Origin of the sequence: Pseudomonas cichorii (genome assembly GCF_015471405.1) — a bacterium.
GTDB classification, from domain to species: domain Bacteria; phylum Pseudomonadota; class Gammaproteobacteria; order Pseudomonadales; family Pseudomonadaceae; genus Aquipseudomonas; species Aquipseudomonas serbiensis.
Genome location: NZ_BLVZ01000006.1, coordinates 290,029 through 306,073, shown reverse-complemented (window position 1 = coordinate 306,073; position 16,045 = coordinate 290,029). Strand labels below are relative to the sequence as shown.

Annotated in this window: 14 protein-coding genes; 4 read left to right on the top strand and 10 right to left on the bottom strand. The window is 58.4% G+C overall.

The window, feature by feature from the left end:
* The first annotated feature begins 60 nt into the window (after positions 1-60).
* Positions 61-2,796 carry a DEAD/DEAH box helicase gene (locus tag JL015_RS11475; protein ID WP_201018566.1) on the top strand — a complete coding sequence of 912 codons (2,736 nt, stop codon included), beginning with the start codon at positions 61-63 and terminating at the stop codon, positions 2,794-2,796.
* A 126-nt stretch (positions 2,797-2,922) separates the two neighbouring features.
* Here the strand turns inward: JL015_RS11475 and JL015_RS11470 are convergent, their stop codons facing one another.
* The 3 genes from JL015_RS11470 to psrA form a co-directional block, all read right to left on the bottom strand.
* Complete coding sequence (locus JL015_RS11470) at positions 2,923-3,663, bottom strand: S-methyl-5'-thioinosine phosphorylase (protein WP_201002733.1); 741 nt, start codon at positions 3,661-3,663, stop codon at positions 2,923-2,925.
* Between the two features lie 9 nt (positions 3,664-3,672).
* Positions 3,673-4,671 carry a beta-N-acetylhexosaminidase gene (gene nagZ, locus JL015_RS11465; RefSeq protein ID WP_201002893.1) on the bottom strand — a complete coding sequence of 333 codons (999 nt, stop codon included), beginning with the start codon at positions 4,669-4,671 and terminating at the stop codon, positions 3,673-3,675.
* 101 nt (positions 4,672-4,772) lie between these two features.
* Positions 4,773-5,489: a transcriptional regulator PsrA gene (gene psrA, locus JL015_RS11460; RefSeq protein WP_201002735.1), complete on the bottom strand. Its 717-nt coding sequence runs from the start codon at positions 5,487-5,489 to the stop codon at positions 4,773-4,775.
* 215 nt (positions 5,490-5,704) lie between these two features.
* Here psrA and lexA point away from each other — a divergent pair, with 215 nt between their 5' ends.
* Positions 5,705-6,313: a transcriptional repressor LexA gene (lexA, locus tag JL015_RS11455; protein ID WP_025260736.1), complete on the top strand. Its 609-nt coding sequence runs from the start codon at positions 5,705-5,707 to the stop codon at positions 6,311-6,313.
* 9 nt (positions 6,314-6,322) lie between these two features.
* Entirely contained in the window at positions 6,323-6,793 is a 471-nt protein-coding gene (gene sulA, locus JL015_RS11450; RefSeq protein WP_201002737.1) for an SOS-induced cell division inhibitor SulA, read from the top strand.
* A gap of 15 nt (positions 6,794-6,808) precedes the next feature.
* On the opposite strand, the gene JL015_RS11445 is transcribed toward sulA, so the two are convergent.
* The 7 genes from JL015_RS11445 to JL015_RS11415 form a co-directional block, all read right to left on the bottom strand.
* Complete coding sequence (locus JL015_RS11445; RefSeq protein ID WP_025260738.1) at positions 6,809-7,042, bottom strand: hypothetical protein; 234 nt, start codon at positions 7,040-7,042, stop codon at positions 6,809-6,811.
* A 63-nt stretch (positions 7,043-7,105) separates the two neighbouring features.
* On the bottom strand, positions 7,106-7,627 hold the full coding sequence (locus tag JL015_RS11440) for a DUF6586 family protein (RefSeq protein WP_201002739.1): 522 nt from the start codon (positions 7,625-7,627) through the stop codon (positions 7,106-7,108).
* A 125-nt stretch (positions 7,628-7,752) separates the two neighbouring features.
* Positions 7,753-10,365 (bottom strand): type I DNA topoisomerase, encoded by a 2,613-nt coding sequence (gene topA / locus JL015_RS11435; RefSeq protein ID WP_201018565.1) that lies wholly within the window; start codon positions 10,363-10,365, stop codon positions 7,753-7,755.
* A 113-nt stretch (positions 10,366-10,478) separates the two neighbouring features.
* Entirely contained in the window at positions 10,479-10,715 is a 237-nt protein-coding gene (locus JL015_RS11430) for a DUF1653 domain-containing protein (RefSeq protein ID WP_201018564.1), read from the bottom strand.
* A gap of 131 nt (positions 10,716-10,846) precedes the next feature.
* Positions 10,847-12,022: an acetyl-CoA C-acyltransferase FadA gene (gene fadA / locus JL015_RS11425; protein WP_201002745.1), complete on the bottom strand. Its 1,176-nt coding sequence runs from the start codon at positions 12,020-12,022 to the stop codon at positions 10,847-10,849.
* A gap of 22 nt (positions 12,023-12,044) precedes the next feature.
* Positions 12,045-14,192: a fatty acid oxidation complex subunit alpha FadB gene (fadB, locus tag JL015_RS11420; RefSeq protein WP_201018563.1), complete on the bottom strand. Its 2,148-nt coding sequence runs from the start codon at positions 14,190-14,192 to the stop codon at positions 12,045-12,047.
* Between the two features lie 585 nt (positions 14,193-14,777).
* The gene (locus JL015_RS11415) at positions 14,778-15,215 is read right to left on the bottom strand and encodes a hypothetical protein (RefSeq protein WP_201018562.1); all 438 of its coding nucleotides are present in this window, start codon (positions 15,213-15,215) and stop codon (positions 14,778-14,780) included.
* 386 nt (positions 15,216-15,601) lie between these two features.
* On the opposite strand from JL015_RS11415, the gene JL015_RS11410 reads away from it, so the two are divergent.
* Positions 15,602-16,042 carry a universal stress protein gene (locus JL015_RS11410; protein WP_201002751.1) on the top strand — a complete coding sequence of 147 codons (441 nt, stop codon included), beginning with the start codon at positions 15,602-15,604 and terminating at the stop codon, positions 16,040-16,042.
* Positions 16,043-16,045: the final 3 nt, after the last annotated feature.

Genomic DNA, 16,045 nt, shown 5'->3' with positions numbered 1-16,045 from the left:
GGAGCGCGACTGCGCTCCCTTTCTTTTGAGCATCGCTACGGCGTAGGGCTTTTTAAAACTGTGTCGTCCATTCTCGAAAAAGTCCTTGCCTCTGCATGGACACAGCTATTCAAACCCCAGACTCTTGAGCGGGGGTACAGCTACGCCCTGCAAAAACGCATCGCACTCGAAGAGTCCAGCCCGCAGATCATTCGTACCACCTGCCGGGGCTCAGGGTTCGAGCTCTACACCCAGACCCTGCTGTTCAAGGACCCGGATCGCTACAAGAATTTCCTGGTCTGCAAATGCACCTGCCCTGTACACAATGACTGCAAGCACTGCGTAGCAGCCATGCACTTCCTGCAGGACCCGGCAAACAAGCCTGCCATTGCAGCCGCCATGGCCTCGCATACTCCAGAGGTCGTCGAGCCCAAGGCCACTCTGCCCGAACGCCTGATCGACGATATGAAACCCGTACCACGCCTGATTCTGGCCAGTGTCGAGTTCAGCGCCTATGAACCGCGCAACGGGCGCATGCAGCGTCATATCCAGCATCGGGCAGCGCTGGCCTTCGCCTATGGCAAGCACTATGCCGTTGGCACGACCAACGTCAGCATTCTGGTCAGCTCCCTGGGCAGCGATCTGGTCAACCAGAAGAGCGACATCATCGAGCACACCGAAACCGAAACCCTGCGCATACGCCGCCAGGGCGAGCAGGAGCGGCAATATCGCCAGCAACTGAACGACATCGGTTTCAAGGTCGCCACCCGGCAAAGCAAGGCCCTGCCCGACAGCGCCGGCGACATGTATGAACTGCCCACCGACAAGGCGTGGCTGCATTTTGTGCTGGACGATCTGCCAAGGCTGCGCGAGCAAGGCTGGGAAATCGAGATACGCGATGACTTCGGCTTTGATGTCACTCCCGCGGATGACTGGTATGCGGTCATCGATGAAGAAACCGAACGCGACTGGTTCGATCTGGAACTGGGCATCATCGTCAACGGCGAGCGCCTGAGCCTGCTGCCGATTCTGATCAACCTGCTGCGCAGCCACCCGGAACTGATGAGCCCTTCGGCCGTTGCCAAGCGCGGCGATGAAGAGCAATTGCTGGTCCAGCTCAACCACTTCACCCAGAGTGGCGGCGGGCCGGTGCAGGTTGCACTGCCCTATGGCCGCCTCAAGCCAGTGCTGGCAACCCTCGGTGATTTCTACTGGCGCGAGGAAGACAGCAACACCCTGCGCATGAGCCGGGCCGATGCTGCGCGCCTGACCGAACTCGATGATATGCCGCTGGTCTGGCAAGGCGGCGACCGGCTGCGACAGTTCGCCGAACGACTGGTGAATATCAAGGATGCGCCGGTCAGCCTGCCCGAAGGCCTGAACGCCACGCTACGCCCTTACCAACTGGAAGGCCTGAGCTGGATGCAGTCCTTGCGCGAGCTGGAAGTCGGCGGTGTTCTGGCCGATGACATGGGCCTGGGCAAGACCCTGCAAACCCTGACGCATCTGTTGATGGAGAAGCAGGCCGGGCGCCTGGATCGCCCTGCCCTGGCCGTCATGCCCACCAGCCTGATCCCCAACTGGCTGGACGAAGCCGAAAACTTCACACCGCAACTCAAGGTCCTGGCCCTGTATGGCGCCAATCGTCATCAGGAAGCCAGCAACCTCCAGGACTACGACCTGATCCTGACCACCTACGCCCTGCTGCCACGAGATCTTGAACTGCTGGAGAAACTGCCGCTACACGTGCTGATTCTCGATGAAGCGCAATACATCAAGAACCCCAACAGCAAGGCAGCCCAGGCAGCCCGCAACCTCAATGCCCGCCAGCGCCTTTGCCTGAGTGGCACGCCGCTGGAAAACCACCTGGGCGAGCTGTGGTCGCTGTTCCACTTCCTGATGCCCGGCTGGCTGGGCAGCAGCAAGGAATTCAACAGCAACTACCGAACGGCCATCGAGAAACACGGCAATGTGGATCGGCTGCACCACCTCAACGCCCGCATCAAACCGTTCCTGCTGCGCCGCACCAAGGAACAGGTCGCGACCGAACTGCCCCCCAAGACCGAGATCATTCACTGGGTCGAACTCAATGACGCGCAACGCGACGTCTACGAGACCGTGCGCCTGGCCATGGACAAGAAGGTTCGCGACGAGATCACCCGCAAGGGCGTGGCCCGCAGCCAGATCATCATTCTTGAAGCCCTGCTCAAGCTGCGTCAGGTCTGCTGCGACCTGCGACTGGTCAACGACGACATGCCGGTCAACGCCAAACAAGGCAGCTCGGCCAAGCTGCAAAGCCTGATGGAGATGTTCGAGGAACTGCTGGCCGAGGGTCGCAAGATCCTGCTGTTCTCGCAGTTCACTTCGATGCTGACCCTGATCGAGCAAGAGCTTGAACAGCGCGGCATTCCCTACGCCCTGCTCACGGGCTCGACCCGCGACCGCCGCACACCGATCCACGACTTCCAGAACGGCAAGCTGCCGGTATTCCTGATCAGCCTGAAAGCAGGAGGCACCGGCTTGAACCTGACCGCTGCCGACACCGTGATTCACTATGATCCGTGGTGGAACCCGGCAGCCGAAAATCAGGCCACCGACCGCGCTTATCGCATCGGTCAGGACAAGCCGGTATTCGTCTACAAGATGATTGCCCGTGGCACCGTGGAAGAGAAGATCCAGCGCTTGCAGCAAGAGAAATCGGCACTGGCGGCAGGCGTTCTGGATGGGCGCTCGGCGGGTGACTGGAAGCTACGGGACGAAGACCTGCAGGCGCTGTTCGCGCCGCTGCCGGCTGCGCCGAAGAAAGGCAGGAAATAAGAGGCCAGGTGGCTCAAAACTCGTGGGAGGGGCCTTGGCCGCGACAGCTTCATCATCAACGCTGAAAATGTGTTGCCTGTAAGCTGGTCGTCGCGGCCAAGGCCCCTCCCACAAGTGATATGTACGCTACTGCGCCGAAAGCACCCGCGCCAGGGTCGCTTTCACTTTGCCCATGCCATCACGCAGCGCCTGCTCGATCTCGGCCATGGTGATGATTGCCGTGGACTTGCCCGCCGCCGGATTGACCACCAGCGCCAGACAGGCGTAATCCAGCTCCAGCTCGCGAGCCAGCGCTGCTTCGGGCATCCCGGTCATGCCGACGATGTCGCATCCGTCACGCTCAAGGCGAACGATCTCGGCCACCGTCTCCAGACGCGGCCCCTGGGTGCAGGCATACACACCACGATCACTGAACTCGCAACCCTCTGCCGCCAGAGCGGCAATCAGCCGGGCACGCAGCGCTTCGCTGTAGGGGTAGCTGAAGTCGATATGGGTGACCTGCTCCAGATCGTCGGCAAAGAAGGTGTGCTGACGACCACTGGTGTAATCCACCAGATCATGGGGCACGCAGAAATGGCCGGTACCCATGGCCGGATGGATACCGCCCACGGCGTTCACTGCCAGGATCGCCTGCGCACCAGCCTGCTTCAAGGCCCAGATATTGGCGCGGTAATTGACCTGATGCGGCGGCAGACGATGAGGATGACCGTGGCGGGCCAGAAACATCACTTCGCGACCGGCATAATCCCCGATCTGGATTTCGCCGGACGGCGCACCATAAGGCGTATTCATGGGCAAGGACTGGCGAATGTTCAGCCCTTCAAGCTGGGTCAGGCCTGTACCACCGATAATCGCGTAAACCGTCATTGCAAATCCTTAATCGATCAATTGTGCATTGCGCAGCGCTTGAAGCGCCGTCAGCCAACGCGGGTGCTGGCGATAATCAGTCGAGGCATGTGCCTGACCCCGCATGCGGGCAATGCGCGCAGAAGGCTTGACCTTCAGGCGTTGTGCCGCACTCAAGGCCAGCTCGGCAGCAGCCCGGTCATTACAGACCAGCCCCATGTCACAACCGGCCGTCAGAGCGGCCTCGATGCGACTGGCCGCATCGCCCACCACATGAGCACCCGCCATGGACAGGTCGTCACTGAAGATAACACCGTCAAATTGCAGTTCGCCGCGCAGGATCTCCTGCAACCAGCGACGGGAGAACCCGGCAGGCTGCGAATCGACCTGCGGGTAGATGACATGGGCAGGCATCACAGCGGCCAGTTGCTTGCTCAGGCGCGCAAAAGGCACGAGGTCCTTGCTGCGGATTTCGTCCAGGCTGCGCTCATCATTGGGGATTGCCACATGGGAATCGGCTTCCGCCCAGCCATGCCCGGGGAAATGCTTGCCAGTGGCCGCCATGCCGGCAGCCTGCATGCCACGGATAAAGGCACCGGCCAGCAAGGCCGCACGCTCGGGATCGCCTTCGAAGGAACGGGTTCCGACCACCGCGCTGCGCTGGAAATCGAGGTCCAGTACCGGCGCGAAACTCAGGTCCAGGCCGACAGCCAGTACCTCTGTCGCCATCAGCCAGCCACAGTGCTCAGCCAGCAACTCGGCATCGGGTTTATCGGCAATGGCGCGCATTGCAGGCAAACGCACGAAGCCTTGTCGCAGGCGTTGCACCCTGCCACCTTCCTGATCCACCGCCAGCAGCAAATCAGGGCGAACCGCGCGAATCGCCGCGCTCAACTCGCGTACCTGACGTGGATGCTCGATGTTACGGGCAAAGATAATCAAACCGCCCACTTCGGGCTGACGCAGAAACTGACGGTCTTCGGCGGTCAACCAGGTACCGGCGACATCGACCATCAGGGAGCCTTGCAGGCCAGAACTCATAGAAAAACCCTTAACACACCATTGCCAATCAATCCGGGCATGGTGCTTGATCCTGGAGCCTCGCGCAATGCGAGCGCATCCAGGAATCGTCAGGCCTTGGCAGTTGCGGGGGCGCTTGAAGAGCTTTTGGTGCGCGGCTTGAGCTGCGCAGCGATCATTGCGGCATCCGTCACGCCGGTTTCCGCACGCATGCCGGCCGCCAGGAACGGCACCATCAGGCGCATGACCTGCTCGATGGAGGTGTTGACGCCGAAATCGGTCTCGGCAATGGCGCGCAAGGCCTTGATACCGGACATGCTGAAGGCTGCGGCACCCAGCATGAAATGCACACGCCAGAACAGCTCGATAGGAGGAATACGCGGGGCAGCTTCATTGACCAGAGTCATGTAGCGGCGAAACACCTTGCCGTACATGTCTTCAAGATAGCGACGCAAATGGCCCTGGCTCTGGCTGAACGCAAGCCCCAGCAGGCGCATGAAGATCGACAGGTCATTGCCGCTGCGCGGCTGAACGACCAGAGCCTGCTCGACGAGCATTTCCAGCAGCTCTTCAAGGGTTGGCTTTTGCTCGGGCCTGGCCTGGCGACGCTCCAGCTCGCGTTCGAGACTGATGCAGAACGGCCCCAGAAAACGCGAGAACACAGCCTGGATCAAGGCCTTCTTGGAGCCGAAGTGATAGTTCACTGCAGCCAGATTGACCGACGCCTTGCTGGTAATCAGACGCAAGGAGGTTTCAGCAAAGCCTTTTTCTGCGAACAATTGCTCGGCAGCATCAAGAATGCGTTCAACGGTTTCCGACTGGGCCATGGCTCTCTGCCTAACAAACGAACGTTTGAAACATACGTATCAGCCGGGCCTCTTGTCAAGCGCGGGCGTTCATATTGTGGCCGAACAGTCACGTATCGAGCCTCCAGGCGACGGACTGTAGCGACCGTCCGGCGACGAAAATAAAAAGGACGATTGCCAACACGCTTTCACTGTATATAATCCCAGTCACTGTATAAAAAGACAGAGCGCTCGCCATGATCAAACTGACGCCACGCCAAGCCGAGATTCTGGGCTTTATCAAACGCTGCCTCGAAGACAATGGCTACCCGCCTACCCGCGCCGAAATCGCTCAGGAACTGGGTTTCAAATCTCCCAACGCGGCCGAAGAACACCTCAAGGCACTGGCCCGCAAGGGCGCCATTGAAATGACTCCGGGCGCATCACGCGGCATCCGCATTCCGGGCTTTGAAGCCAAGCCCGACGAAAACAGCCTGCCCATCATCGGTCGCGTTGCTGCCGGCGCCCCGATCCTGGCCCAGCAACATATCGAAGAGTCCTGCAACATCAACCCGACCTTCTTCCACCCAAGTGCCGATTACCTGCTTCGGGTACACGGCATGAGCATGAAGGACATCGGCATTCTGGACGGCGACCTGCTGGCCGTGCATACCACTCGCGAGGCCCGCAACGGCCAGATCGTCGTGGCACGGATCGGCGACGAGGTCACGGTAAAACGCTTCAAACGTGAAGGCAGCAAGGTCTGGCTCATTGCTGAAAACCCGGAGTTCGCACCCATCGAGGTCGATCTCAAGGATCAGGAGCTGGTGATCGAAGGCCTGAGTGTCGGCGTCATTCGCCGCTAAGGAGACGTTATGCAGTTCCATCAAGCACCGCACACGCAATTACCACTGTTCGAGGCGTTCCTGGCCCAGCCACTCGCCCCGATGATTGCCGAAGATACCGAAAAGGCCTGGGGCAGCGAGCCAGAAGCCTTCAGTGAACTGACGTTGCGTGGTGCAGCCGGGAGCTGCCTCAGTCTTATGGCACCCATCCTTCGGGAACTGAGCCAGGACACCAACGACCGCTGGCTGACTCTGATTGCACCGCCCCCAAGCCTTACCCAGACATGGCTGAGGGATGCAGGGCTCAACAGAGAGCGAATCCTGCTATTGCAACCTCGGGGAAATCAAAGCGCACTGGAGTTGACTCGCGAAGCGCTCAGACTGGGACGCAGTCACACGGTAGTCAGCTGGATAAACCCGCTGGGCTCCGCTGCTCGTCAGCAACTGGTGAAGGCGGCGCGGATCGGGGATGCGCAGAGTTTGAATATTCGACTGGGCTGATTGATTGCCCAGCCGTCAATGAAGGACCCGAGGCCCCGAGTCCTTCTCAAGCTCACCTTCAGCCAATCGTCCAGCCATCTGCACACCTACGCTCAGCATTGCCTTGGCAATCTCGACATGCTGACCCTGCATGAAAGACTTGGCATCCGCCGAGAAATCAAGGGTAACCAGCGCCCCTTCATCATCAGCACGACGCAACTCTATGCGGCCGTCAGGTAGTTCGACAATTTCAAGAAAAGAGGTAGGCATCAGGACAAATACTCCGCGAAAGGCCGACATTGTACCAGTCTGCCAGCTTGTAGATCATTGGTTTTAGCACTCGCTCAAGCCTTCACGAAAACGAATGGCCAGACTCTTTAGTTGTTGCCGCCAGCCTTCCAGTTCCTCACGACCCAACTCATATGCAGGCTCATCATCCAGATTTACCGCGACAATCATCGGCTGGGTCACGTCTCCCTTCGGGGCCTTGGGTGCGCGAGGCGGCTCGAACAAGGCGTTGTAGGCCGCAAGAAGCTGCGCCAGCCAGGTTTCCCGATGCCGCGCCAGCTCGACCAGTTCAGCCATCTCCGGGATCGCCACGGCATCCAGCACTTCCTGAGTCAGCAGCAGTTCGGCACGAGGCGCATTGGCCTGAGGCAAGCGGTAGAAACCGGCAATCTCATGACACAACCCCAGCAGCGCGCCATACAAATGAAACAGGACAGCTTCACGCTCGGCCTGAAGCAGCGCCTGGGCATTGATGGCCTGCCCTTTTTCAGCCTTGCCCAGCGCTTCAAGCGCAAGCCCGGCAAAGTAGATCTTCTGGTTGGTGCGGGTATAGAGCTCATGAGCCATGGCAGCATTCTCCATAACGGTCAGATAAAAAGAACATAGCCACAAGCGCCAAAGCTCCCGACAGGACAACCCCGCCAAGAGCCTCTCTGGACAACCTGTGCCCGACTGACGCCGGGCAACTTCGGTCAGCGCTTGTCTTCGACCTTCCAGACACCACCATCATAGAAAGCACGCCAGCCGGTCGGCTTGCCTTCCACTTCGGTCTGGACATATTGCTCTTTGGTTTTGCGGCTGTAACGGATTACCGCCGGACGGCCATCGGGGTCTTTCTTCGGCGCTTCGCAGAGGAAGTGATACTTGGGATCGATTTCATCCTTGTGCGGCACAATCTCAATGACCAACGGCGCACGGGTTTCGCGGTTCTTCGGGAACTGGCTTGCGGCCAGGAACAGGCCGGAAGCACCGTCGCGCAGGATGTAGGTGTCATCAACCTTGTCGCACTTGAGCTCAGGCATCTTCACCGGGTCCATCTTCGGTGGTGCGGCATCACCGCTCTTGAGCAGCTTGCGGGTGTTCTTGCACTCGGCATTGGTACAGCCGAAGAACTTGCCGAAACGCCCGGTCTTGAGCTGCATCTCACTGCCGCACTTGTCGCACTCAAGGCTCGGACCTTCGTAGCCCTTGATCCGGTAAGTACCCTCTTCGATCTCGTAACCCGAGCAATCCGGGTTGTTGCCGCAGATATGCAGCTTGTGTTTCTCATCCAGCAGATAGGCATCCATGGCCGTGCTGCAGACCGGGCAGCGATGCTTGCCACGCAATACGCGGGATTCGGACTCACCTTCGTCATCCTCGGCGATCTCGTCACCGGGCGTCAGGTTGACCGTTGCCTTGCAGCGCTCCTTCGGCGGCAGGCTGTAGCCCGAGCAACCGAGGAATACACCAGTCGACGCGGTACGGATCTGCATCGGGCGACCACACACCTTGCACGGAATGTCGGTCATTACCGGCTGGTTGGCGCGCATGCCGCTGTCGGGAGCCTCGGCCACTTCGAGCTTCTTGCGGAAGTCGCCGTAGAACTCGTCCAGCACATTCTTCCAGTCACGCTGACCCTGGGCCACATCGTCGAGGTTCTCTTCCATCCCGGCGGTAAAGCCGTAGTCCATCAGATTGGAAAAGCTCTCGGACAGGCGACCGGTCACGATATCGCCCATTTTTTCCGAGTAGAAACGGCGATTATGCAATGCAACGTAGCCACGGTCCTGAATGGTCGAAATGATCGCCGCATAGGTCGAAGGACGACCGATACCGCGCTTTTCCATTTCCTTGACCAGGCTTGCTTCGGAGTAACGCGCTGGCGGCTTGGTGAAGTGCTGGCTCGGGTCCAGTGTCACCAGTTTCAGGGTTTCGCCCTGAGCCATGTCCGGCAACACGCCGTCATCGCCCGGTTTGGATATCTGCGGCAATACGCGGGTGTAACCGTCGAACTTCAGGATGCGGCCCTTGGCACGCAGCTCGAAATCACCGGCAGCAACGCTGACCGTGGTCGACAGGTACTGAGCCGGAGGCATCTGGCAGGCCACGAACTGGCGCCAGATCAACTCGTAAAGGCGCTCGGCATCACGCTCCATGCCTGTCAGCTTGCTTGGATGGGTATTGACGTCGGACGGACGAATCGCTTCGTGAGCCTCTTGTGCGCCTTCCTTGCTGCTGTAGACGTTCGGTGATTCCGGCAGGTATTTCTTGCCGAACTCAGTCTCGATGTAGGTGCGCGCCATACTGACGGCATCGGCCGACAGGTTGGTGGAGTCGGTACGCATGTAGGTGATGTAGCCCGCTTCATACAAGCGCTGGGCCATCATCATGGTTTTCTTCACGCCAAAGCCCAGGCGGTTACTGGCAGCCTGCTGCAGAGTGGAGGTGATGAACGGTGCCGACGGCTTGCTGCTGGTCGGCTTGTCTTCGCGCTTGACGATGCTGTAGCTGGAAGCCTTGAGCTTTTCCAGAGCCGCCATGGCCTGGGCTTCGTTGAGCGGCTTGAAGGCCTCACCGCTTTCCCTGGCGACCTCAAAGCGCACATTGGCGCCCTTGGCAGTGCCCAGGTCGGCATGGATTTCCCAATACTCTTCAGGATTGAACGCGCGAATCTCACGCTCACGCTCAACCACCAGCTTCACGGCAACCGATTGCACACGCCCGGCAGACAGGCCACGAGCGACCTTTTGCCAGAGCAGCGGCGAAACCATATAGCCCACGACGCGATCGAGGAAGCGACGGGCCTGCTGGGCGTTCACACGGGCGATATCCAGCTCGCCTGGCTTTGAAAAGGCTTCCTGAATGGCTTTCTTGGTGATTTCGTTGAACACCACGCGCTTGAAGCGGCTGTCATCTCCACCGATGGCTTCGCGCAGGTGCCAGGCAATGGCTTCCCCTTCGCGGTCCAAGTCCGTTGCGAGATAGATGGTGTCGGCATCCTTGGCGAGCTTGCGCAGCTCTTCGATCACCTTTTCCTTGCCGGGAAGGATTTCGTATTTGGCCTTCCAGCCGTGTTCGGGGTCGACGCCCATGCGCGACACCAACTGGCGCCGGGCCTTCTCCTTGGGACTCAGTGCGGGCGCTTCGCTCGCAGTTGCCTTGCCACGCTTTGCGGCAGGTTCCTTGGCGGCACTAGCCGAACCGCTGGTGGGCAGGTCTCGGATATGGCCGATACTCGACTTCACCACGTACTGGTTGCCCAAATACTTGTTGATGGTCTTGGCCTTAGCCGGGGATTCCACGATGACCAGCGATTTGCCCATGGATCAGAAAATTCCTGAAAACTAGATGAAAGACGGAGTGCAGCTTATAAAGGCCACGCTATATATAGTGGCAACAGAGTGAGGTCAAGCACAGGCTGTTGTGCGATCCCGACTCACGGACGGGTAAAGAGACTTGGCTCAACCTGAACCAAAGCAAAGCGTGGCACTTGCTCGCCGTCAACCTCGACGGACTCCTGGAACATGCTCAAAGGACGTACCCACATCCCGAAATCACCGTAAAGAGCCTGATAGAACACCACTTCTTCCTCGGTCTCGGAATGCCGCGCAACGCTGAACACCCGGTACTCCGGGCCTTTGTAATGGCGGTAGAGCCCTGGCTGTAATTGCATGCTGTTGCCCTCGTGAAACATGACTGAAACAACGGGTAAAAAAATTGCTTTTTCCAAAATACAAAAGCCGGGGACCCGGCCCCGGCTCGCATCATTTCAAGGCCTGTTGACAACAACAGGCCCCGAAAAACTCAGATGCGTTCAAAAACAGTGGAAATGCCCTGCCCCAGACCAATGCACATGGTCGAGACACCGAGATTGCCGCCATTCTGCTTCATTACATTGAGCAAAGTACCCGAAATACGCGCACCGGAACATCCAAACGGATGGCCCAAGGCGATAGCACCGCCGTTCAGATTAACCTTCTCGTTCATCTTGTCGAGCACTTTCAAATCCTTGAGCACTGGCAAGGCCTGTGCAGCGAAGGCTTCATTGAGCTCGAAGAAGTCGATATCGGCAATGCTCAGACCTGCGCGCTTGAGGGCTTTCTGAGTTGCCGGCACAGGACCGTAACCCATGATTGCCGGGTCAACGCCCGCCACAGCCATGGAGCGGATCACTGCCATCGGCTGGATACCCAGGTCCTTGGCACGCTGGGCGGACATGACGATCATGCACGACGCACCATCGGTGATCTGCGATGACGTACCCGCCGTCACAGTACCGCCCTTGGGGTTGAATGCAGGCTTGAGCGCCGCAAGACTTTCAAGGGTGGTATCGGGACGGATGGTTTCGTCATAGTCGAAAACCTTGAGGAAACCGTCTTCGTCATAACCCTGCATCGGGATGATCTCGTCCTTGAACTTGCCCTCAAGCGTTGCCTTGTGGGCAAGCTGGTGGGAGCGCAGACCGAAGGCGTCCTGTTGCTCACGGGTAATGCCGTGCATCTTGCCGAGCATTTCGGCAGTCAGGCCCATCATGCCCGACGCCTTGGCGGCGTACAGGGACATGTGCGGGTTCGGGTCGACGCCATGCATCATCCCGACGTGGCCCATATGCTCGACACCACCGATCACGAATACATCGCCGTTGCCGGTCATGATTGCCTGTGCCGCGGTATGCAGCGCGCTCATGGACGAACCACACAGGCGGCTCACGGTCTGGGCCGCCGAGGTGTGCGGGATCTGGGTCAGCAACGACGCCATGCGCGCGATGTTCCAGCCTTGCTCCAGGGTCTGGTTGACGCAGCCCCAGATGACATCTTCCACCTCGGCCGGGTCGATCTTCGCGTTGCGCTCCAGCAGCTTGCTGATCAGGTGCGCCGACATGTCTTCAGCGCGGGTGTTGCGGTGCATGCCGCCCTTGGAGCGGCCCATCGGGGTGCGACCGAAGTCGACAATCACGACGTCTCTTGGATTCAAGCTCATACGTTCATTCCTCAGAAGGCGCTTAACCGAAGAAGCTCTGGCCTTTACTGGCCATTTCACGCAGCTTCGCGGTCGGTTGATACAAGGCACCCAGCTCGGCATATTGGTCAGCGAGGGCAACGAATTGGGCGACGCCGATGGAGTCGATGTAACGCAGCGCACCACCACGGAACGGAGGGAAACCGATGCCGTAGATCAAGCCCATGTCGGCTTCAGCGGCGGTTTCAACGATGCCGTCTTCCAGGCAGCGCACGGTTTCCATGCACAGCGGGATCATCATCCAGTTGATGATGTCTTCATCGCTCACTTCACGCTGCTCGTAGACAATCGGCTTGAGAACGTCCAGTACGGCAGGATCGCTGACCTTTTTAGGCTTGCCCTTCTTGTCTGTCTCGTAGGCATAGAAGCCCTTGCCGTTCTTCTGGCCAAGGCGCCTGGCCTCATACAGCACATCCACGGCAGAACGACGGTCGTCCTTCATGCGATCCGGGAAACCTTCGGCCATGACGTCACGACCATGGTGACCGGTGTCGATACCGACCACGTCCATCAGGTACGCAGGCCCCATGGGCCAACCGAACTTCTCCATGACCTTGTCGATGCGTACGAAGTCCACACCGGCGCTGATCAGCTTGGCGAAACCACCGAAGTACGGGAACAGGACACGGTTGACCAGGAAGCCCGGGCAGTCGTTGACCACAATCGGGTTCTTGCCCATTTTCTTGGCGTAGGCAACGGTGGTTGCCACGGCTTCTTCGCTGGACTTCTCGCCCCGGATGACTTCGACCAGCGGCATCATGTGTACCGGGTTGAAGAAGTGCATACCGACGAAGTTTTCCGGACGCTTGAGGGCCTGAGCCAGCAAGCTGATGGAAATGGTCGAGGTGTTGGAGGCCAGAATGGTGTTTTCAGCCACATTGGCTTCAACTTCAGCCAGCACGGCCTGCTTGACCTTGGGATTCTCGACCACGGCTTCGACCACCAGATCGACGTTGCCGAAATCGCCATAGGACAGGGTCGGGCGAATCGCATTGAGGGCTTCAGCCATCTTGGCAGGTGTCAGACGGCCTTTGTCGACACGGCCGCCCAGCAGCTTGGAAGCTTCATTGAGGCCCAACTGGATGGCTTCTTCGCGGATATCCTTCATCAGGATCGGCGTGCCTTTCACCGCCGACTGATAAGCGATACCGCCGCCCATGATCCCGGCGCCCAGTACGGCCGCCTGTTTCACGTCCTTGGCGAGCGCATCGTAAGCCTTGGATTTCTTTTTCAGTTCCTGATCGTTCAGGAACAGGCCGATCAGACTCTGCGCGGCAGAAGTCTTGGCCATTTTCACGAAACCGGCAGCTTCGACTTCCAGAGCCTTGTCGCGACCGAAGTTGGCGGCTTTCTGGATGGTCTTGATTGCTTCTACGGGAGCCGGATAATTCGGTCCGGCTTGACCTGCGACAAAACCCTTGGCTGTTTCGAATGCCATCATCTGTTCAATGGCATTGAGCTTGAGCTTGTCCAGCTTCGGCTGACGCTTGGCCTTGTAATCGAACTCGCCGCTGATGGCGCGCTTGATCAGGTCCAGGGCTGCGGCCTGAAGTTTTTCAGGGATGACCACGGCATCGACAGCGCCGACCTTGAGCGCGTCGTCAGCAGTGTTTTCCTTGCCGGAGGCGATCCATTCGATGGCGTTGTCGGCCCCGATGATGCGCGGCAGACGAACCGTGCCGCCAAATCCGGGGTAAATGCCCAGCTTGACCTCTGGCAGACCAATCTTCGCCGTGCTGGCGATGACACGGTAATCCGCTGCCAGACACATCTCCAGGCCACCGCCCAGTGCGATGCCATTGATGGCAACCACCGTAGGAACTCCCAGGTCCTCGAAGTCACTGAAGATCTTGTTGGCCTCAAGGTTGCCGGCAACCAGCTCGCTTTCCGGCAGCTTGAAGTTGTCAACGAACTCGGTGATGTCGGCGCCGACAATGAACACGTCCTTGCCGCTGGTGACAATCACACCTTTGACAGAAGCGTCGGCCTTGAGGACATCCACCACCTGACGCAGCTCGTTCAGGGTCAGGCGATTGAACTTGTTGACGGACTCACCCTTGAGGTCGAATTTCAACTCGACGATGCCACTTTCAAGAGCCTTAACCGTGATGGCTTTACCTTCGTAAATCATCAACTGATCTCCACAATAGGGAAGCTGAACAATACTCGCCGAACGTTAACGTTCGACGAGACTACGACGTCGCCGTCGATGAACACGCCAAATCAAGCACACCCGCCGACGTGGTAGTCAGAGTTCTGTCAGAGCCGTCTGACGACCAAACGATCAATTCATACGCCCGTTTGATTTGGGTATGCACACCATCAGGCAAAACCCGATAATTGTCAATTCGACGAAACATCAATAAAAACGGCGGATTGGCCAGATTGCAGACCGGATCGTCACCCAGGCCCCAAGTTTGATTTGGGCCCATTCAAAAAAGTGATAATGCAAAGCTCGCAGCAAAGCCCGCATGGCCTTTTTTGCACCGTTGATGCTCACAGACGAAAAAGACTCAGGAAAAACGCGACAAAACAGAGCGGAAGGTCTACAGTCAGCGCACTGCATGAGAAGCCGTTCATCGCGAAATGAACCGCATACGAGCAGATCGGTGATCTACGGCATTGCACCGTAGCACCCAGAATTATCGGCCTGCCTGGCCAACCCCCAGCCCGATGCTGTTATCGGGCTTTTTAATGCCTGCAAATCAATCGTTTCTCAGGCCAGCGCCTTGAGAACGGCATCAATTTTCAGCAAGACCTGCGGCTCTCCCCTCTCCCCCCAGTACAGCGCAATCATCTGCCCGTCAGCCTCCACCTTGAACACGTCCGCCGGCAACGTATTGAAATGATTTAGCAGCCCGGCGTCCTCACAGGGCTCGCGCCAGCGATTGAGCCAGACACCCGGTTCGCTCTGCCAGTAGGCCCAACATGCCATCTGCGCTCCCGAACGAGGCCGGTGATATTGAGCGCAAGGGCTTGGCGGCTCCTTGGCAAGCCAGTGCGGCCATTCCTGAGGTGCCAATTGCATGGCCATCCCCAGACGCCGGGCCTCCAGGCGCAAAGCCATTCTGCCGCTCTGCTGACGTGAGGGCCGCAGCCATACGAGCGGGCTCAACATCACACAAATGATTGACAGAACCACCAAGGTCGTCATATTTCTTGTCCCCGCCCAATCAGGCTCAGTACGAAAAGTCGCCGCATCCGGAAATACCCGGCATCAAATGCGCGTCGAAAAGGAGATCACCCGAAAGAACCGCAGAGCGGATAGCGCCCTTGCTCGCCAGCTTTCGCATCACTAGGTTCTGTACGAAAAGTCGGCGAGCGAAGGTCAGGCAAGGCAAAAACAGGCAAGGAAGCGGAGTTTACGTGTTGTAAATGAGCATTCCGAGCCTGTTTTTAACGCAGCATCACCGAGCACAGCCACTTTTCGTACAAAGCCTAAAAACAATCACAAGAACAATGGCTTGCAAAAGGGTCTGCCCATAAGCGTGCGAAGAAGCCATACTCACCATTATCGCAATCCTCTCGGAGGACCTCCTCATGTCGTATCAACACATCCTGGTTGCCATTGACCTCACTGAAGAGTGCGATCCAGTCATTCGTCGCGCCCGTGTACTGGCCCAGGCCAGCGACGCAACCCTGTCAATGGTGCATATTGTCGAACCCATGGCGATGGCCTTCGGGGGCGACGTTCCGATGGATCTGTCGCAACTGCAACAGCAGCAGTTCGATCAAGCCAAGGAAAAGCTGGAAAAACTGAAGGAAAAGTACCCGGACATCAAGGCAGGCGAAAGCCATCTGGTTTACGGACAGCCTCGTCAGGAAATCCATCAACTGGCCAAGAACCAGAAGTGCGACCTGATCGTCGTTGGCAGCCATGGCCGCCACGGCCTGGCGCTGCTACTGGGCTCGACCGCCAATGACGTCCTGCATGGCGCACCTTGCGATGTGCTGGCTGTACGCCTCAAGAAGCCTGAGTAAACA